The following is a 16,940-nucleotide window of genomic DNA, read 5'->3' as shown; positions in this document are numbered from 1 at the left end:
CCGCTGCGGCTCCCCGTGCCGGTGGCACCTTCCCTGGTTCGGAACCCTATCGAGTGAAGCGGTTCAGACAAAGGTAACGACCAGTGATCGAGCGGAACGTCGTATTTGTTCCGCCAGACCACTGGTCGCTATTATGCCCGTTTAAGGTGAACTATCTGAAATTGTCGATTCTTACTTGGTGAAGGCGGCGGTGCCCTTCGGGGTGCCCAGCCCGGTCGGGCCGTCCCACCCGGTGCCCGCGTTGCACCACTGCTTGGTGCCGCAGCTGCCGTTGCTGCCCGAGGTGACGTCGGTCAGCTGGTCGGTGTGCGACCACGGGTACTGGGCCGGCCAGTCCTGCGCACCGGGGGTGCCGGCATCGGCGTAGACGCTCGCGATGATCGGTGACGAAGCGCTGGTGCCGCCGACGACCTGCCAACCGCTCTGCTGGAAGGTGTCGTACACCGCGACACCGGTGGCCGGGTCGGCGACCGCAGAGACGTCTGCGATGGCTTTCTTGTCACAGCCGGTCGCGTCGGTCTGGAAGGCGGGCTTCGCTGCGTAGCTGGAGCAACCCGAGCCCGCGCCTTTCCACGCCGTCTCGGTGTACGAGCCGCCGCTGCTCTTCAGGGTCGTGCCCCCGACGCCGACGGCGTACGGGGAGGATGCCGGCCAGCTCGCGCCGTAGCCGCTGTCGCCGCTGGACGCGGTGATCGCCACACCGGGGTGCTTGAAGTGCGCGTCGCCCGCGCTCCCCTCGGACTCGTCGCCGCCCCAGCTGTTGGAGACGAACTTCGCGCCGAGCTTTACCGCGGTGTCCACCGCCTTGCCCAAGTCGTCGGTGGTGGCCTGATTGGCCTCGACCACCAGGATCTTGGCGTTCGGCGCGGTCGCCGCGATCATGTCGACATCCAGCGCGGTCTCGACGGCCCAGTCCGGGTCGGCGGTCGGCAGCGGGCTCTCCTGGCCGTCTTCATTCACGATCTGTACGTCGCCAGCGGGTAATCCGAACTGCTTGCGGTAGGCGGCCAAATCCGCTTTGAGAGAGGGATAATCGCCGGACTCGGTGACGGCGATCGTCTGGCCCGCACCGCCGTCGGCCTTCAGCTGATAGGCAGCCTGCAGCTCCGCGGGGCCGTAGCCGGAGGGGGCGGCGCCGGGGGCGCGCCGGGCTTGCTTGATGTCGGTGCGCACCTGTGCGAAGCAGGACATGTGGCCTGCCGCGCGCACCTGCGCACAGGCGTTTTTCACTGTCGGACCGCCGGTGGCCGAGGGGGCGGCGGAGAATTGCTGCGCGGTGGCAGTTCCACCGGTTGTGAGGGCGAGCGCGACGGCGAAGGCACCGCCTGCGATCAATTTCTTGCGCATTGATTTTGCTCCCGACTCAGTGGTGAATAATTCACCATTAATAATTGGTCGGGGGTGCCGAAGGAACAACGGGCCGATAGTAGGTGCCTTTCAACGGACAGTCGTAAAGCCGTAAAAACCGCATTCCGTGATGTCTCGGCCAGTGCCCGGCCGGGCCGGTGACCAAGGGCGTCGGGTTGCTCTGCCGCCCGCGCGGGCCGGACCCGCTGGACGAGCCGACCAGGAAAATCCGGTCAGGGGGAACCCGGAGATGTCCCTGAACGTTGGGCCAGCGTAGAGAGTTTCCGTCGCACGGATGGCACGCTGGAGGGCACCGGGCCGACGTGGCGCGGAAACGGCATCGGAGGAGCCATGTTCTGGAAGATCGTCGGAGCGCTCGTCGTGGCCTGGATTGCCTTCATGGTGATCGGGTCCGTGATCGGCTTCCTGTTCAAGGCCGTGCTGTGGATCGGCATCATCGGCGGGGTGCTGTTCCTGGGCACCGCGGCCTACGGGGCGATCACCGGGAAGAAGCAGTCGAAGCGCATCAGCCGCTGACCGGCGCCGAACCATACTGAGCAGACGAGACGGCTCCCGCGCCGAGACGGTGCGGGAGCCGTTCGCCGTTCAGGCCAGTGCGGCGCGGGCGGCCTCGGCGCCGTCCCACAGGTGTGCGCGGATTCCGACCGCGCGGGCGCCGTCGATGTTGACCTGGCGGTCGTCGAAGAACAGGCACTCGTCCGGTTGGGCACCCAGTTTGTCCAGCAGCAGCTGGAAAATCTCGGCGTCCGGCTTGGCGACCTTCACGTCGCCGGAGAACAGCGTGTGCTTGAACAGCTTCGACCACTCCTGCTCGCGCACCCAGACGCCGAACGCCGACGGCGCGTTCGAGAGCAGCGCGAGCGAGGCGCCGGCGTCGGACAGCGACTGCAGCAGGTCGAGCGACCCCGGCGCGAGCTGTCCCCAGCCCGCGACGTCGAGCGCGGTCAGCTCGGCCGACAGCGCGTCGTCCACCTTCGCGCCCACCTGGTCGCCGATCGACGTCCAGTACTCCAGGTCAGGGCAGCCGCGGTCGTACGGATCGCGCACGCTCCAATACACCGGCTCGAACGTCTCGAGCGAGACGCCCATCGCGGCCGCCAGCTTCGGTATCGCGGCGGTGCGGTGGCTGAGCACCTCGCCGTAGTCGAACACGATCCAGTTGGTCACCCGAGTCCCCCAGGGTTTCAGGCGCCGGCTTTGATCCGGCGCAGTGCTTCGGCGATGTCGGCGGACGACAGGTCGCGGTGCGTCACGAACCGGACCTTGCCCGCCATGGGCAGAGCCTGGATGCCGAGCGAACCGAGCCAGTTCAGCGCGGTCGGCACGTCCGGCACCCCGGCGAGAACGATATTGGTGTCCGGCGCCGGCACGTCCCAGCCGTGTTCGGAGAGGCCGTCGGCCAGCCGTTTCGCGAACTCGTGCGTCTCGGCCAGCTCGTCGACGCGGTCCAGCGCGACCAGGCACGCCGCGGCGAGCACCCCGCCCTGACGCACGCCGCCGCCGAGCATCTGCCGCATCCGGCGGGCCTGCTCGACGAACTCGACGCTGCCCGCGACGACCGAGCCGACCGGCGCGCCGAGGCCCTTGCTGAAGCACGCCGACACCGAGTCCACGCCGACCGTCAGCGCGGCGGGCGGCACCTGCAACGCGACCGCCGCGTGCCAGATCCGCGCGCCGTCGAGGTGCACGGTGAGCCCGGCCTGCTTCGCGACCGACAGCAGTTGCGCGTGCTCGTCGGGCGGAGTGACCGCGCCGCCGGCCGCGTTGTGCGTGTTCTCCAGGCACAACAGCGTGGTGCGGAGCGTGAAATACGGGCCGGGATTGCCGATGGCCGCTTCCAGCGTTTCCGGCAGGCACCGGCCAGGGCCCGCGTCGTGTTCGAGGATGTCCGGCATGCCGCCGGCCAGCCACGCGGCCGAGCCGAGTTCGTTGGTGAGCACGTGCGCGCCGCGGGTGGCGAGGAACCGGTCGCCGCGCCGCAGGTGGACGCTCAGCGCGATGAGGTTCGCCATCGTCCCGCTCGGCGTCCACAGCGCCGCGGGCATCCCGAGCGTCTGCGCGGCCCGGCGTTCGAGTTCGGCGATGGTCGGGTCGGTGCCGATGACGTTGTCGTCGACCTCGGCCTCGGCCATGGCCGCGCGCATGATCGCGTCCGGGCGGGTGACGGTGTCGGAACGGAAGTCGATCAGCTGCCCAGTCATGGTCACAGTCCGATCACATCACACAGGTGGGCGCGGCATCAATGCGGCGGGGGGTGGAACGTTTCCGGCCGGACGTGCAACCGTGGACGCCCCCGGATCCGTCCCTTCACCGGACATGGCCAGAGCGGAGCTGCAAAGCGCGTGGACCAGCGCGACGAACAGGAGTTCGCGGAGTACTTCGCCGCGAGGAGGGACGCCGTGCGCCGGACTGCCTATTTGATGTGCGGCGATTGGCACAAGGCCGACGACCTCGCGCAGACGGCGTTCGTCGCGTTGCACCGGAGGTGGAAGAAGATCAGAGACCGCGCGGCGACCGACGCGTACGTGCGCAAGACGCTCGTGCGCGCGGTCATCGACGAATCCCGCCGTCCGTGGCGGCGGGAGCGGCAGACCGAGGTGCTGCCCGAACCTGTCGACGACAGTCCCGGGCTGGCCGAACGCGTCGCGACTCGCGAGGACCTGCTCGCGGCGCTCAAGGAAGTGCCGCCGAAGCAACGGGCGGTGCTGGTGCTGCGGTTCTTCGACGGACTGGACGTCGGGGCCGCGGCCACGGCGCTGGGCTGCAGCGAAGGCAACGTGAAGAGCCAGACGGCGCGCGGGCTGGCGAATCTGCGCCAGGTGCTGGAACGGGAGGTGGAGACCAATGGATGAGCGGGAAGCCGAGACGTTGTTCTCCGCAGGTCCCGGCGAGGTGCCGCCTCCGACGTTCTCGGTGGACGACGTGGTGCGCCGTTCGAAGCGCGAGACGCTGCGCCGGCGCAACCGGATCACCGTCGGCGCGGCGGCCGTGGTCGTGGCCGCCGGGTTCGGCACCTGGGGAATTGTGGGCATTTCGAGCGAGAAGTCCGATTCCAGCGCGAATTCCGTCGCCGCGCCGGTGCAACCCGGTGGGTCGGCGGCGCGTCCTTTCAGCAATGGGGATGACTTCCCGGGTCAGCCGTCTCGGCAGGGAGCCGGCGAAACCGGGAGGACCGGCCCTCGGGTCGAAGGCACCTCCGGGTGCGGACGGGTGGACTGGGAGCTCGCCACTGCCCTCGCTGGCGAGCTCCCAGGCCACTTGAATGCCGCGCAGGCTTCCCCAGGCAGCGTTTGTACGACGTCGTCGCGCGGCGCCGGGTTCCCGCTTCCGGACGGGACGATCGGCGCGGCGGTGTTCGCTCGCGGCGCCGCGGTGAACGTGCCCACGCAACCGGCCGGAGCCGTCACCGTGCGTCAGCAAACCGGCAGCGGCGGAACTCTCGTGCTGGTCAGCGTGCCGGGGACCTCCGGGCATTCGGCACCGTACGCAACCGACCTCGCGCGCTTCGCCGCTTCGCTGGCCGCCCGGTTCTGATCGGCGGTCGCCGGAGCGGCTGGCAGAATAACCGGACATGACGGCAGCAGCCACCACTCCCAAGGGCGAGCGACGACGGGCCGCGCTCGTCGAAGCCGCCGCTGAGCTGCTGGTCGAGGGCGGTTTCGACGCGGTCCGGCACCGTGCGGTCGCCGAGCGGGCGGGCCTGCCGCTGGCGTCCACGACGTACTACTTCGACTCGCTGGAAGAGCTCGTCACCGCTGCGGTGGAGCACCACGGCCAGACCGAGCTGGCGAACGGGCGACGGCAGCTCGAGGACCTGACGACCCGGAACCGGGGCGTGCAGGCGACCGTGGAACTCGTGCTGGACATGCTGCTCGGCCCGCAGAGCGGCGATCCGGAAGCCGACGCCGAGGCGGTCCTGCTGCGCTACGAACGCCTGGTCGCGACCGGGCGGCGGCCGTATCTGCGCCCGTTGATGCGGACGCTGTCCCAGCAGCTCAACGAACTGCTGACGGAGATCCTGGCCCGTTCCGGGACGCCGGTGGCCAAGGACGAACTGGACCGGCTGGTCGCACTGGTCGACGGGGCCGTGGTCAACGCGCTGATCGCGGTCGACCCGGCTCCGCGCGCCGCGGCCGGGCGGATGCTGCGGACCGCGCTCGCCGAGACCGTCCATTAAGGACGGTTACTCCGGATAGGCCGCCGTGGCTCGGATTTCGATCAGCAGTCCCGGGCTGGCGAGTCCGCTGACGCCGATCATCGACCACGCCGGGTACGGCTCGGCGGTCACGAGGCGCTTCTTGGCTTCCAGGAAACCGGGCAGGTGCTGGTGGATGTCGACGTGGTAGCTCGTGATGTCGACCAGCGCGGAGAGGCCGAGTCCTTCCAGGCGAAGGATTTCCTCGATCCGGCGGAGCGCGATCTCGGTCTGTTCTTCGATGGTTTCCGCGATCTCTCCGTCCGGGCGGCGGCCGATCGTCCCCGCGATGAAGAGGTGGTTGCCCGCGCGGACGGCGGCTGAGTAGCCGAATCGGCTGAAGGCTGATGCCCCGGACGGCCCGAAAACCTCGGAGTCCTCGGGGATTTTGACGGCGTACATGGTGGATCCCTTTCTCAGATTCCCCAGCGCGATGTGCGCGAGGCGCGTTCCAGCCGGGTTTCGCCATCGGCCTCGCGTTCCCGCAGGAAATCAGCGGGGACGGACGGGACTGGCGCGTTCTTCGGATTCTTCGCGGCCTGCGCGACGATCGCGTCGGTGAGCGAGCGGACCATCTCGAGCCGCGGGTAAGCGGCGTGGATCGCCACGCCCTCCTCGTCGGTGACGGCCGAGAGGTACTCGGCGCCGACCGGGCCGCCGAAGTCGACGGAGACCCCGGCGCGGACGAGCACGCACAGCGGACCACGGCGTTCCGCGATGCCCGCGGTGGTGTGCAAGGCGATGGCTTGCCAGACCTCGTCGGCGTCCGCGGTGGAAATCCCTTGTTTTGCCAGGAAACCAGCCGCTCGGTCGGCACCTTCGACCTCGAAGCGTTCCACGTGCGGACCGTCCGGTGCGACGCCGATGTCGTGCATCACGCACGCGGCGAACAGCAGGTCGTCGGCATAGCCGGATACCGCCAACCGGTCGGCGACCAGCCGCGCGAACAGGTAGGAGCGGACGCTGTGGTTGAACACCGACTGCGATTCCACCGGGCGGACGACCTCGAGGACGGCGTCCGCCAGCGGAGTCGCGGGCAGCGCGACCACCGGGTCCGAAAGGAGTTCGGTCATGCCTTCAAGCCTGGCCCGCACGGCTCTGACCTGGTGAGTGGCAAGTTTGCCGTACTTCGATAGAATCTTGCCATGACGGTGCATCGGGTCGCGGTGCTGGCGCTCGACGGGGTCCTTCCGCTGGACCTGGCGATTCCGGCGCAGGTGTTCCAGGTCCGGCCGCAAACGCACTACGAGATGTCGCTGTGCGCGCTCGGTCCGACGGTCGCGACCAGCGCCGGGTTCGAGCTGGCCGCGGAAGGCGGGATCGAGGAGCTGCGCGCGGCGGACACGGTGATCGTGCCGGGGTACGACCCGATCCGCGAGACGCCGGAAGCGGCGGTCGAGCTGCTGGCCGAGGCGCGCGATCGGGAACGGCGGGTGGTGTCCATCTGCACCGGTGCGTTCGCGCTGGCCGCCGCGGGAGTGCTGGACGGCCTGCACGCCACGACGCATTGGGAATATATCGACGAATTTGAGCGGGCGTACCCTTCGGTCCAGGTCGACCGGGATGTGCTTTACGTCGACGAGGGCGACGTGCTCACCTCAGCGGGGGTGTGTTGCGGCATCGATCTGTGCCTGCACATCGTGCGCCGCGACTTGGGTGCCGCGGTCGCCAATCGGATCGCGCGCGGTCTCGTCGCCGCTCCGCATCGCGAAGGCGGGCAGGCCCAGTACGTGCCCGCGCCGCTCGCGGACGCTGGCGACGCTTCGCTGTCCGCCACGCGCGAATGGGCGTTGCAGCGACTGGACGAATCGCTCAGCATCCGCCTGCTCGCCCGGCACGCGGAGATGTCGCAGCGGACGTTCCTGCGCAGGTTCGCCGAGGAAACCGGGACCACGCCGTTGCAGTGGCTGCTCAACGCCCGGCTCGGCAAAGCGCGGGAACTGCTGGAAACCACGGACTATTCGGTGGACCGGGTCGCGCGGGACTGCGGTCTCGGCACTCCGGCCAACCTGCGGCTGCATTTCCGGCGGACTCTCGGGACCACGCCGACTGCCTATCGCCGCGCGTTCACTTCCTGACCCGACCGCTTCGCGTCGGCGGCGGATTTCACCAGCAGCTCCAGCATCGCGGTCTCCGCGCCGACCGCGTCGTGCGCGGCGATGGCGTCGAGCACCCGGCGGTGGCTCGGTACCGGATCGTCGGTGGGACCGGCGCTGTGGACGAGTTTGTCCCGCTCCGCCAAGCCGATCGCGATGACGCGTTCGATCTGGAGCAGGAAGTTGTTGTGCGCGGCGGTCAACAGGCTGCGGTGGAACGCGAGATCCGCCTCGACGCTCGCTTCCGGATCCGGTGCTTCGACCATCGCGTCGAGGGCGGATTCAAGCGCGGCAAGGTCTTCGGCGGTCGCACGTTCGGCAGCCATCCGCGCCGCCGCGGGCTCGACCACGGCGCGGACTTCGGCCAATTCGTCCAGCAGACCAACGTTTCCGCGTGCGGTGGTTTGCCAACGCATGACGTCGGCGTCGAGCAGCTGCCAGCTCTCGCGCGGTTGCACGTAAGTGCCGTGCTTCTGCCGCGCGCCGATCATTCCCTTTGCTGCCAACACCTTCAGCGCTTCCCGCAATGCGGTGAGGCTGATGTCGAGCTCCTCGCGCAGCGCGGGAAGGTCCAGCACCATGCCCTCGGGCCATTCGCCGGACAGAATGCGCGCGGCGAGCGTTTCCACGGTCTGTCCGTGCAGGCCGCGAGGGCGTTGGTCGGTCACCGGAGTGGGAGTACGCACGTCGGGGAGCCGGTCGGATACTTCCGGACGTTCGCGTTTCCCAATTCCTTCAACGGGAAAGCGGAAACGACATCGTCTTTGAAGGCGGCGGTGTAGCAGGTTCCGTCCGCTACCGCGAAGTTCCACGGGAACGAACCGCACGGCTGATCGGCCGTCGCGCGCAGCGGGGTCCCGGCGAACGACGTGATGCATTCCGGGCCGCGATTCGACAGGTAGATCCCGGTGTCGAGCACTTCCAGGTGCGCCACCAGGGATTCGCCGCCGGCCGCCGTCGCCGGGGTCGCCGCGACGAACTCGAACGCTCCCGGCGAAGTCTCGCGCATCGTGATCAGCTCGCCGGACAATTCCCCGGCCACGTAAGCGATTCCGTCCGCGCCGCGCACGAGCTGTCGCGGTCCCGTGCCCGGCGGGAGCGACGAGACGGCCAGCGGAGTCAGTTTTCCTTCGGGAGACAACGTGTAGCTGCGGATTTCGTCGGTGCCCAGATCGACGGCGCTCACCACCGAGCTGTCCGCCGACGACACAGCCATGTGGACGTGCGGACCTTCCTGCCGGTCGGCGCGCGGCCCGCTTCCGGTGTGCTGCACCAGGTCCGTGCGTCCGTCGATCCGGCCGTCCTCGCGCAGGGCGAACACCGCGAGGCTGCCGCCGCCATAGTTGGCGCACAACAGAAACCGGCCGTCCGGCGTCACCGCGAGATGGCACGGGCTGGCCCCGCCGGATTCGACCACGTCGAGCGCGACCAGGCCGTCGGCGACCGAAACGGAGGTGATCTCGCCGTAGCTCGTCTCGTTGGTCGCGTACACCATCGGCAGCGCGGGATGCTGGGTCAGCCAGGTCGGCGACACCATCGGCAACGTCGAATCCGCGGTCAGTTCCTCGCCGGAGCGCCGGAAAACCGCGATTCCCGTGCCGTTCCCGCCGGTTTCGGCGGTACGGCAGCCGACGAGTACGACGTCGCTCACGAGCTCTCCCTCACCAATGCGGCCACTCGGGCCCGGATGTCCTCAGCGGATCCACGGGTCAGCGCCGACCCGATCCCGCAGGCGACGGCGCCCGCGTCGAGCCAGCGTGGCACGTCCTCGGGAGCGATTCCACCCGTCGGCACGAGCGGGGCTTGCGGAAGCGCGGCGCGCACGTCCTTGATCCACTGCGGGCCGAGCGCGGACGCGGGGAAAACCTTTACGGCATCAGCACCTTCCTCCATCGCGCGCACGATTTCGGTGACCGAACCGGTGCCGGGCAGCGCCGCGACGCCGTACCGATGAGCGGTACGCAAGACCTCGGTGTGCAGCGACGGGGAGACGAGAAACCGGGCCCCTGCCCGGATCGCGGCCGTCGCGGACGACTCGTCGAGCACCGTGCCGGCCCCGATCGTGGCGTCCGGATACGCGGTGCTCAGCTCCTCGATCGCGACGAGCGCGCCCGCGTTGGTGAGCGGGACTTCGACCGACTTCAACCCGGCGTCGAGCACTGCCCGCGCGGCGGCGACGGCCGAGGCGGCGTCCGCCGTCCGCACGATTCCGACGACGCCCTGACGCACCGCTTCGCGCGTGATCTCCCACCGGTATCCCATGGCGGCCAGCCTAGCAGGCAAATTATAAATTACTAATTATTCTTGACTGTGGCTCGAGCGCCCCGGCATGCTTGCGAACCATGCGCACTGCCGTGGTGACCGGTGCGGCGTCCGGAATCGGAGCCGCGACCGCCCGTCAGCTCGAAGCCGACGGTTACCGGGTGATCGGCGTCGACCTCGCTCCCGTGCCCGGCGGCGTGCGAGGCGACGTGACGGATGACGAGACGTGGCAACGAGTTCTTGATCTGGCGCGCGAAGTCGACGCCGTGGTCAGCAACGCGTACCTGCCGACTTTGGGCCCACTGCACGAAACCGACCGCGCGCAATGGCAACGGCAGCTCGACGTGAACCTCACCGCGTCGTACCTGGCCGTCCGGACTTGCCTGCCCTCGCTGCGCTCTCGGCGCGGCTCGGTGGTGCTGGTTTCCTCGGTACACGCCCGATTCGGGCTTCCCGGACATCCGGCGTACGCCGCCAGCAAAGGCGCATTGGTGTCTCTGGCGCGGCAATTGGCCGTGGAGTACGCGCCGGAGGTCCGGGTGAATTCGGTGCTTCCCGGTCCGGTCGAGACCGAGGCCTGGGACCGGATCAGCGCGGAAGACCGCGAACGCACCACCCGCGCGACACCCGTCGGACGGCTGGGCGACCCGGCCGAAGTCGCCGCGGTGATCGCGTTCCTGCTCTCGCCCGCGGCTTCGTTCGTGACGGGGGCGGACCTGACCGTCGACGGCGGCTGGTCGGCCGCGAAAGATTCTGCTTAGGAGACAAGGTGCAGATCACCGGGATCGAAACGTTCCTCGTCGCGCCGCGCTGGTTGTTCCTCAAGATCAGCACCGACGAGGGCATCGCCGGCTGGGGCGAACCGGTCGTGGAAGGCCGCGCCGGGACCGTGCGCGCGGCCGTGCACGAGCTGGCCGAGCTGCTCGTCGGGAAGGATCCGCTGCGCATCGAGGACCACTGGCAGGTGCTGCGCCGAGGCGGCTTCTACCGCGGCGGTCCGGTGCTCTCCAGCGCGCTCGCCGGGTTCGACCAGGCGCTGTGGGACATCGCGGGCAAGGCCCGGAACGCGCCGGTGCACGAGCTGCTCGGCGGTCCGGTGCGCGACCGCGTGCGGGTGTATTCGTGGGTCGGCGGCGACCGTCCGTCCGGGATCTTCGACGCGGTTTCCGCGCAGGTCGAGCGGGGTTTTACCGCGGTGAAGATGAACGTCGCCGGACCGCTCGGGCCGATCGTCACGCCCGCCGAGGCTCAGGCGGCGCTGGCCCGCGCGAGGGAGGCCAGGGAAGCGCTCGGACCCGACCGGGACCTGGCGATCGACTTCCACGGCCGCGTCTCGCCCGCGATGGCGCGGCGGCTGGTGAAGATGCTCGAAGAAGTACAGCCGATGTTCGTCGAGGAGCCGGTGCTGCCGGAACTGCCCGCCGACGTGGTGGCGTCGGTGGTCGAGGCCTCGACGGTGCCGATCGCGCTCGGGGAACGGCTGTTCTCGCGCTGGGAGTTCAAACCGGTGCTGGACGCGGGCGTCGCCGTCGTGCAGCCGGACCCGTCGCACGCGGGCGGCATCTCGGAGCTGCGCCGGATCGCCGCGCTGGCCGAGGTGTACGGCGCGAACCTGGCCCCGCACTGCCCGCTCGGCCCGATCTCGCTGGCCGCCGCGATGCAGGTCGCGTTCGCGACGCCGAACTTCCTCATCCAGGAGCAAAGCCTCGGCATGCACTACCACGACGGCCGCGAGCCGGTCGCCTATCTCGCCGACGACGCGCTGTTCCGCTTCGTCGACGGCTACGCCGCACGCCCGACCGCGCCCGGGCTCGGCATCGAGGTGGACGAGGCCGCGGTCCGCCGCGCCGACGAGACCGGACACGCCTGGCGGTCCCCGGTGTGGCGGCTGCCCGACGGCAGCTTCACGGAGTGGTGAGGTGTCGGCGGTGTCGCTTCCGATCGCGTGCGCGTTCAGGAAGTCGCCGACACCGGCCGGTGGGCGTGGTGGCTGAGACCTCCGCGATACGCGAGCGGTGACGAGCAGGCCGGGTTGGCGATGCCGGTGCAAGACCCGCGTCGACGGGACGCCACGCCCCCGGCCTCGGTATCGAGGTGGACGAGGCCGCCGTCCGCCGCGCGGACGAGACCGGACACGCCTGGCGGTCCCCGGTGTGGCGGCTGCCCGACGGCAGCTTCACGGAGTGGTGACCGCCCCGCTGACCTGCGCAGGTATCGTGGCCGCGTGACGGACAAGCCCCGCATTCCGAACGTGCTCGCCGCCCGCTACGCCTCGCCTGAGCTGGTGGCGCTCTGGTCGCCCGAACGCAAGGTCGTGCTCGAGCGGCGGCTGTGGCTCGCCGTGCTGCGGGCCCAGGCCGAACTGGGCGTCGAGGTGCCCGACGGCGTCCTCGACGACTACGAGCGCGTGGTCGAGCAGGTCGACCTCGACTCGATCGCCGCGCGCGAACGCGTCACCCGGCACGACGTGAAGGCCCGGATCGAGGAGTTCAACGCCCTCGCCGGGCACGAGCACGTGCACAAGGGCATGACCTCGCGCGACCTCACCGAGAACGTCGAGCAGCTGCAGCAGCTGCGGTCGCTGGAACTGGTCCGCGGTCGCGTCGCCGCGGTGCTGTCGCGGCTGGCCGCGCTGGCGGTCGAGCACTCCGACCTGGTGATGGCCGGCCGCTCGCACAACGTCGCCGCGCAGGCGACCACCCTCGGCAAGCGCTTCGCGACCGCCGCCGACGAGCTGCTCGTCGCGTTCTCCCGGCTGGACAACCTGATCGAGCGCTACCCGCTGCGCGGCATCAAGGGCCCGGTCGGCACCGCGCAGGACATGCTCGACCTGCTCGGCGACGAGTCCACTTTGGACCAGCTGGAATCCCGGATCGCCGAGCACCTCGGCTTCGGCAACCGGTTCGTCAGCGTCGGCCAGGTGTACCCGCGTTCGCTCGACTTCGACGTGCTGTCCACTGTGGTCCAGCTCGCCGCCGCGCCGTCCAGCCTCGCCAAGACGATCCGGCTGATGGCCGGCCACGAGCTGGTCACCGAGGGCTTCAAGCCGGGCCAGGTCGGGTCGTCGGCCATGCCGCACAAGATGAACACTCGGTCCTGCGAGCGCGTGAACGGGCTCGCCGTGGTGCTGCGCGGCTACCTGTCGATGATCGGCGAACTGGCAGGCGACCAGTGGAACGAGGGCGACGTCTCGGATTCCGTGGTGCGCCGCGTCGCGCTGCCGGACGCGTTCTTCGCGCTCGACGGCCTGCTCGAAACCTTCCTCACCGTGCTCGGCGAGTTCGGCGCGTTCCCGGCCGTGGTCGAGCGTGAGCTTGATCGCTATCTCCCGTTCCTCGCGACCACCAAGGTGCTCATGGCGTCGGTGCGCCGGGGCGTCGGGCGTGAGACGGCTCACGAGGCCATCAAGGAGAACGCCGTCGGGGTCGCCCTCGCGATGCGCGAACGCGGCGCGGAGAACGACCTCCTCGACCGGCTCGCGGCCGACGAACGCCTCCCGCTCGACCGCGCTGACCTGGACGAACTCCTCGCCGACCGGATCTCGTTCACCGGCGTGGCCCCGCGTCAGGTCGAAGAAGTCGCGGCGCGCGTCGAGGACGTGCTCAAGCGATTCCCGGACGCCGCGGCGTACGCGCCGCAGCCGATTCTGTGAGTGCGCGCACGTCGTCCACGTGCTGAGACGGCATTACTCGATCGGGCGAAGCTTTTAGTCTTTGTGCCGAACCCGGAAGCGCCAGGCCGCCACCCCGCGGCCTGGCGCTTCTTGTCTGCGCACGCCGGATATTCAGGAAGAAGTCATGAGAAAGATCCTCAGCACGCTCGCCGTCGTTGTCGCCGCCACCGCGGGCCTCACGGCGTGCGGATCCTCGGACGCTTCCGGGGAAACCCTGCGCGTCGGCACCCTCACCGACGCCCCGCCCAGCATCTACCTCGAAAACGGCCAGTTCACCGGGTACGACAACGAACTGCTGCGGGACATCGCCAAGCGCGAGGGCTTCCAGGTCGAGTTCGTCGGCACCGAGTTCTCCGGCTTGCTCGCCAAGGTCGCCGGCGGCCAGCTCGACATCGGCAGCTCGACGATCTCCGCGACGGCCGCGCGCAAGAAGACCGTGGCGTTCAGCAACGGCTACGACACCAGCTACACCACCGTCGTCAGCAAGAAGGGCGCCGCGCTGCCCGCCGCGAACTCGTTCGCGGGCAAGCGGGTCGGCGTCGTGCAGGGTTCGGTGCAGGACGAGTTCGCGGGCAAGCTCGCCGGTGCGCAGGTTGTCCGTTTCCCGGACTACAACGCCGGTTTCGCGCAGCTGAAGACCGGCGGTCTCGACGGCTGGGTCGTGCCGAAGGACATCGGCCAGAAGTACATCGACCAGAACCCGACGATTCCGCTCGAATTCGGCTACACCGTCGCGGACAAGGACACCCCGTCCGCCTTCGCGGTCGCCAAGTCGAACCCGGAGCTGCTGAAGAAGATCAACGACGGTCTCGCCAAGGCGATCGCCGACGGCACCGCGGCCCGGCTGCACGCGCAGTTCTTCAAGCAGGCTCCGGTCGCGAAGGAGCTGGAGAAGGGCGGCCCCGGCCTCCCGGTGGCGAACTCCTGATGCCCGGGCACACTGGTGGCATGAAGAAACTGATCGTCACCGCCTTCGCGGCGGCACTGGTCGCCGGTCTCACCGCGTGCGGTGGCGACGCGGGCGAGACCCTGCGAGTCGGCACGCTGAGCGATTCCCGGCCCAACGCCTACCAGGAGAACGGCCAATTCACCGGCTTCGACAACGAGCTGCTGAAGGATATCGCCGCGAAAGAAGGCCTGAAGCTGGAATTCGTAGCGACCGATTTCTCGGCGCTGCTCGGCAGCGTCGCGAACGGCCGGTTCGACATCGGCAGTTCGGCGATCGCGCAGACCGACGAGCGCAAGAAGACGGTGGCGTTCAGCGATCCGTACAACTACCAGTCGCTCGGCATCGAGGCGAAGGCGACCGCGGGCATCTCCGACGAGAACTCGTTGACCGGCAAGCGGATCGGCGTGGTGCAGGGCACGGTGTCGGACACCTGGCTCGCCGCGAACGCGCCGAAGGCACAGGCGGTCCGGTTCCCGAACGACGCGGCGGCGCTGAGCGCACTGAAGTCGGCGGCGATCGACGGCGCGGTGTTCGACCAGGTGTCCGCGGAGGATTACGCGAGCAAGAACCCCGAGCTGAAGGTCACGAAGGCGATCACGACCAGCATCCCGCACGGATACGCGGTGCGGAAGGGCAACACCGAACTGCTGGGCAAGCTGAACGACGGCATCAAGAAGGCCGTCGCGGACGGCACCTGGGCGAAGGTGCACCAGCAGTTCGAGCCGAGCATTCCGGTTCCCGCGGATTTCAAGACGAAGTAGCCTGATGGACCAGTTTTTCGACACTTTCCTCAACTGGCAGTACATCTGGGAGGTTTTCCCGGACCTGCTCAAGACCGGCCTGCTGAACACCCTGATCCTGTCGGTGGCGGCGGCTATTATCGGGACCCTGCTCGGCATGGTGCTCGCGGTGATGGGCCTGTCCACCAAACGCTGGCTGCGCTGGCCCGCGCGGGTGTACACGGACATTTTCCGTGGCCTGCCCGCGATCCTGACGATCCTCGTGATCGGTCAGGGCGTCGGCCTGCTCGCTCGCGGCCTGGTGGGCAACAACCCGTACCCGCTGGGCATCGCCGCGCTGAGCCTGATCGCCGCCGCGTACATCGGCGAGATCTTCCGGGCGGGCATCCAGAGCGTCGACAAGGGACAGCTGGAGGCGAGCCGCGCGCTCGGCATGAGCTACACCAAGGCGATGCTGCTGGTGGTGATCCCGCAGGGCGTGCGGCGAGTGCTGCCCGCGCTGGTGAACCAGTTCATCGCGCTGGTGAAGGACTCGACCCTGGTGTACTTCCTCGGTTTCCTTACCTCGCAACGGGAACTGTTCCGCATCGGCCAGGACCTCGCGGCCAACACCGGCAACCTGTCGCCCCTGGTCGCGGCGGGCGTGGTCTACCTGGTGATCACGGTTCCGTTGACCCACCTGGTGAACTACATCGACAAGCGGTTGCAGACCGGTCGAAAGGTGACCACGGAGACCAAGGAAATGATCGCGGGCGGGACGGTATGAGTACAGCGATTCGTTCGTCCTCGGTGGAACTGAAGGACATCCACGTCCGATTCGGGACGCTGGAAGTCCTGCGCGGGGTGAACCTGAAGGTGCCGAGCGGCAGCACCACGTGCGTCATCGGCCCGTCCGGTTCTGGGAAATCGACTCTGCTGCGCTGTGTGAACCGCTTGCAGGAGCCGGATAGCGGCGACCTGCTGCTGGACGGGGAAAGCGTCATCTCCTCGGATCCGGACGCGCTGCGCCAGCGGGTGGGGATGGTGTTCCAGCACTTCAACCTGTTCGGACATCGTTCGGTGCTGGACAACATCGTGCTCCCCCTGCGCAGCGTGCGCGGTCTGTCCAAAGAGGACGCAGTGGAAGTCGCCCGGGCGCGACTGGCGGAAGTCGGACTCGCGGACAAGGCCCCGTACCGCCCGGCGGCGTTGTCCGGAGGCCAGCAACAGCGGGTGGCGATCGCCCGTGCGCTGGCGATGGAACCGGAAGTGATGCTCTTCGACGAGGCCACGAGTGCGCTGGACCCGGAGTTGGTGAAGGGCGTCCTGGACCTGATGGCTGGGCTGGCTTCGCGGGGCCTCACGTTGATCGTGGTGACGCACGAGATGGGCTTCGCCCGCAGCGTGGCCGACGAGGTCGCGTTCATGGACGCTGGGCGGATCGTGGAGCAGGGGACGCCGCAGCAGATGTTCGAGGCACCGGCTAGTCCTCGGTTGCAGCAGTTCTTGTCGCAGGTTTTGTGACGGGACGGCCGTCCTCGCAGACGCTGTCGCTGGTCCGCGTGGCTTCCCGGGAGTCCTGGAGCCGCCGGGCCAGCGACGGTGCCACTCGCTGCACTGCCTGGTCGATCGGCAGCAGATGGACGGCCCGGATCTCCGGTCGGTGAGGGGTAGCCGG

General features: G+C 69.0%; 20 protein-coding genes and 1 pseudogene. 13 read left to right on the top strand and 8 right to left on the bottom strand.

Annotation, left to right across the window (positions count from 1 at the left end; all coding sequences use genetic code 11):
* Positions 1–171 precede the first annotated feature (171 nt).
* The gene (locus WA670_RS02615; protein WP_336156832.1) at positions 172–1,416 is read right to left on the bottom strand and encodes a S53 family peptidase; all 1,245 of its coding nucleotides are present in this window, start codon (positions 1,414–1,416) and stop codon (positions 172–174) included.
* 282 nt (positions 1,417–1,698) lie between these two features.
* Between WA670_RS02615 and WA670_RS02610 the strand changes: the two genes are divergently transcribed.
* The gene (locus tag WA670_RS02610) at positions 1,699–1,884 is read left to right on the top strand and encodes a hypothetical protein (protein ID WP_043834731.1); all 186 of its coding nucleotides are present in this window, start codon (positions 1,699–1,701) and stop codon (positions 1,882–1,884) included.
* Positions 1,885–1,953: 69 nt separating this feature from the next.
* On the opposite strand, the gene WA670_RS02605 is transcribed toward WA670_RS02610, so the two are convergent.
* Positions 1,954–2,535, bottom strand: a complete 582-nt coding sequence (locus tag WA670_RS02605; protein ID WP_336156831.1) for an HAD family hydrolase — start codon at positions 2,533–2,535, stop codon at positions 1,954–1,956.
* Positions 2,536–2,552: 17 nt separating this feature from the next.
* Positions 2,553–3,569 (bottom strand): threonine aldolase family protein, encoded by a 1,017-nt coding sequence (locus tag WA670_RS02600; protein WP_238603826.1) that lies wholly within the window; start codon positions 3,567–3,569, stop codon positions 2,553–2,555.
* A gap of 141 nt (positions 3,570–3,710) precedes the next feature.
* On the opposite strand from WA670_RS02600, the gene WA670_RS02595 reads away from it, so the two are divergent.
* The 3 genes from WA670_RS02595 to WA670_RS02585 are packed head-to-tail and all read left to right on the top strand — an operon-like array spanning position 3,711 to position 5,545.
* Positions 3,711–4,220 carry a SigE family RNA polymerase sigma factor gene (locus tag WA670_RS02595; protein ID WP_037808752.1) on the top strand — a complete coding sequence of 170 codons (510 nt, stop codon included), beginning with the start codon at positions 3,711–3,713 and terminating at the stop codon, positions 4,218–4,220.
* Positions 4,213–4,902, top strand: coding sequence for a hypothetical protein (locus WA670_RS02590; RefSeq protein ID WP_336156830.1), 690 nt, complete (start codon positions 4,213–4,215; stop codon positions 4,900–4,902). Before WA670_RS02595 ends, WA670_RS02590 begins: the two co-directional genes overlap by 8 nt.
* 37 nt (positions 4,903–4,939) lie before the next feature.
* Positions 4,940–5,545: a TetR/AcrR family transcriptional regulator gene (locus WA670_RS02585; protein ID WP_134670276.1), complete on the top strand. Its 606-nt coding sequence runs from the start codon at positions 4,940–4,942 to the stop codon at positions 5,543–5,545.
* 6 nt (positions 5,546–5,551) lie between these two features.
* Here WA670_RS02585 and WA670_RS02580 read toward each other — a convergent pair whose 3' ends face one another.
* Together WA670_RS02580 and WA670_RS02575 are read right to left on the bottom strand one after the other, a co-directional pair.
* Complete coding sequence (locus tag WA670_RS02580) at positions 5,552–5,965, bottom strand: RidA family protein (RefSeq protein WP_134670274.1); 414 nt, start codon at positions 5,963–5,965, stop codon at positions 5,552–5,554.
* Between the two features lie 14 nt (positions 5,966–5,979).
* Positions 5,980–6,636, bottom strand: coding sequence for an HD domain-containing protein (locus tag WA670_RS02575; protein WP_238603829.1), 657 nt, complete (start codon positions 6,634–6,636; stop codon positions 5,980–5,982).
* Between the two features lie 72 nt (positions 6,637–6,708).
* Between WA670_RS02575 and WA670_RS02570 the strand changes: the two genes are divergently transcribed.
* Positions 6,709–7,641 carry a GlxA family transcriptional regulator gene (locus WA670_RS02570; protein WP_238603830.1) on the top strand — a complete coding sequence of 311 codons (933 nt, stop codon included), beginning with the start codon at positions 6,709–6,711 and terminating at the stop codon, positions 7,639–7,641.
* On the opposite strand, the gene WA670_RS02565 is transcribed toward WA670_RS02570, so the two are convergent.
* From WA670_RS02565 to WA670_RS02555, 3 genes are read right to left on the bottom strand one after another with little or no spacing between them, the layout of a single operon-like run.
* On the bottom strand, positions 7,617–8,327 hold the full coding sequence (locus WA670_RS02565; RefSeq protein ID WP_336156828.1) for a FadR/GntR family transcriptional regulator: 711 nt from the start codon (positions 8,325–8,327) through the stop codon (positions 7,617–7,619). The two genes, WA670_RS02570 and WA670_RS02565, sit on opposite strands and share 25 nt — an antisense overlap.
* The gene (locus WA670_RS02560; RefSeq protein ID WP_336156827.1) at positions 8,324–9,310 is read right to left on the bottom strand and encodes a lactonase family protein; all 987 of its coding nucleotides are present in this window, start codon (positions 9,308–9,310) and stop codon (positions 8,324–8,326) included. The genes WA670_RS02565 and WA670_RS02560 overlap by 4 nt, the downstream gene beginning before the upstream one ends.
* Complete coding sequence (locus tag WA670_RS02555; RefSeq protein ID WP_134670264.1) at positions 9,307–9,921, bottom strand: bifunctional 4-hydroxy-2-oxoglutarate aldolase/2-dehydro-3-deoxy-phosphogluconate aldolase; 615 nt, start codon at positions 9,919–9,921, stop codon at positions 9,307–9,309. Before WA670_RS02555 ends, WA670_RS02560 begins: the two co-directional genes overlap by 4 nt.
* Positions 9,922–10,001: 80 nt before the next feature.
* On the opposite strand from WA670_RS02555, the gene WA670_RS02550 reads away from it, so the two are divergent.
* From WA670_RS02550 to WA670_RS02520, 8 genes and pseudogenes are all read left to right on the top strand, one after another.
* On the top strand, positions 10,002–10,682 hold the full coding sequence (locus WA670_RS02550; protein ID WP_336156826.1) for an SDR family NAD(P)-dependent oxidoreductase: 681 nt from the start codon (positions 10,002–10,004) through the stop codon (positions 10,680–10,682).
* An 8-nt stretch (positions 10,683–10,690) separates the two neighbouring features.
* Positions 10,691–11,839, top strand: a complete 1,149-nt coding sequence (gene dgoD / locus WA670_RS02545) for a galactonate dehydratase (protein WP_336156825.1) — start codon at positions 10,691–10,693, stop codon at positions 11,837–11,839.
* A 158-nt stretch (positions 11,840–11,997) separates the two neighbouring features.
* Positions 11,998–12,111 (top strand): annotated as a pseudogene (locus tag WA670_RS45165) (enolase C-terminal domain-like protein); the annotation flags it as partial.
* 34 nt (positions 12,112–12,145) lie between these two features.
* Positions 12,146–13,573: an adenylosuccinate lyase gene (gene purB / locus WA670_RS02540; RefSeq protein WP_043834707.1), complete on the top strand. Its 1,428-nt coding sequence runs from the start codon at positions 12,146–12,148 to the stop codon at positions 13,571–13,573.
* 145 nt (positions 13,574–13,718) lie between these two features.
* Positions 13,719–14,522 carry a substrate-binding periplasmic protein gene (locus WA670_RS02535; protein ID WP_336156824.1) on the top strand — a complete coding sequence of 268 codons (804 nt, stop codon included), beginning with the start codon at positions 13,719–13,721 and terminating at the stop codon, positions 14,520–14,522.
* A 20-nt stretch (positions 14,523–14,542) separates the two neighbouring features.
* Positions 14,543–15,304 (top strand): ABC transporter substrate-binding protein, encoded by a 762-nt coding sequence (locus WA670_RS02530; RefSeq protein ID WP_037808728.1) that lies wholly within the window; start codon positions 14,543–14,545, stop codon positions 15,302–15,304.
* Positions 15,305–15,308: 4 nt separating this feature from the next.
* Entirely contained in the window at positions 15,309–16,049 is a 741-nt protein-coding gene (locus WA670_RS02525; protein WP_037808725.1) for an amino acid ABC transporter permease, read from the top strand.
* Positions 16,046–16,786: an amino acid ABC transporter ATP-binding protein gene (locus WA670_RS02520; RefSeq protein WP_037808724.1), complete on the top strand. Its 741-nt coding sequence runs from the start codon at positions 16,046–16,048 to the stop codon at positions 16,784–16,786. Before WA670_RS02525 ends, WA670_RS02520 begins: the two co-directional genes overlap by 4 nt.
* The last annotated feature ends 154 nt before the right edge of the window (positions 16,787–16,940 follow it).

It is taken from the genome of Amycolatopsis sp. VC5-11 (assembly GCF_037034185.1).
GTDB classification, from domain to species: Bacteria; Actinomycetota; Actinomycetes; order Mycobacteriales; family Pseudonocardiaceae; genus Amycolatopsis; species Amycolatopsis nivea.
The sequence above is the reverse complement of the archived record's forward strand: the minus strand, read 5'-3'. Positions and strand labels throughout refer to the sequence as shown.

Bases quoted from the DNA above. Each gene is read 5' to 3' on its own strand.
- WA670_RS02610 (WP_043834731.1), top strand. From the start codon at position 1,699: ATGTTCTGGAAGATCGTCGGAGCGCTCGTCGTGGCCTGGATTGCCTTC.
- WA670_RS02600 (WP_238603826.1), bottom strand. From the start codon at position 3,569: ATGACTGGGCAGCTGATCGACTTCCGTTCCGACACCGTCACCCGCCCG.
- WA670_RS02590 (WP_336156830.1), top strand. From the start codon at position 4,213: ATGGATGAGCGGGAAGCCGAGACGTTGTTCTCCGCAGGTCCCGGCGAG.
- WA670_RS02585 (WP_134670276.1), top strand. From the start codon at position 4,940: ATGACGGCAGCAGCCACCACTCCCAAGGGCGAGCGACGACGGGCCGCG.
- WA670_RS02580 (WP_134670274.1), bottom strand. From the start codon at position 5,965: ATGTACGCCGTCAAAATCCCCGAGGACTCCGAGGTTTTCGGGCCGTCC.
- WA670_RS02575 (WP_238603829.1), bottom strand. From the start codon at position 6,636: ATGACCGAACTCCTTTCGGACCCGGTGGTCGCGCTGCCCGCGACTCCG.
- WA670_RS02570 (WP_238603830.1), top strand. From the start codon at position 6,709: ATGACGGTGCATCGGGTCGCGGTGCTGGCGCTCGACGGGGTCCTTCCG.
- WA670_RS02555 (WP_134670264.1), bottom strand. From the start codon at position 9,921: ATGGGATACCGGTGGGAGATCACGCGCGAAGCGGTGCGTCAGGGCGTC.
- WA670_RS02550 (WP_336156826.1), top strand. From the start codon at position 10,002: ATGCGCACTGCCGTGGTGACCGGTGCGGCGTCCGGAATCGGAGCCGCG.
- WA670_RS02535 (WP_336156824.1), top strand. From the start codon at position 13,719: ATGAGAAAGATCCTCAGCACGCTCGCCGTCGTTGTCGCCGCCACCGCG.
- WA670_RS02530 (WP_037808728.1), top strand. From the start codon at position 14,543: ATGAAGAAACTGATCGTCACCGCCTTCGCGGCGGCACTGGTCGCCGGT.
- WA670_RS02525 (WP_037808725.1), top strand. From the start codon at position 15,309: ATGGACCAGTTTTTCGACACTTTCCTCAACTGGCAGTACATCTGGGAG.
- WA670_RS02520 (WP_037808724.1), top strand. From the start codon at position 16,046: ATGAGTACAGCGATTCGTTCGTCCTCGGTGGAACTGAAGGACATCCAC.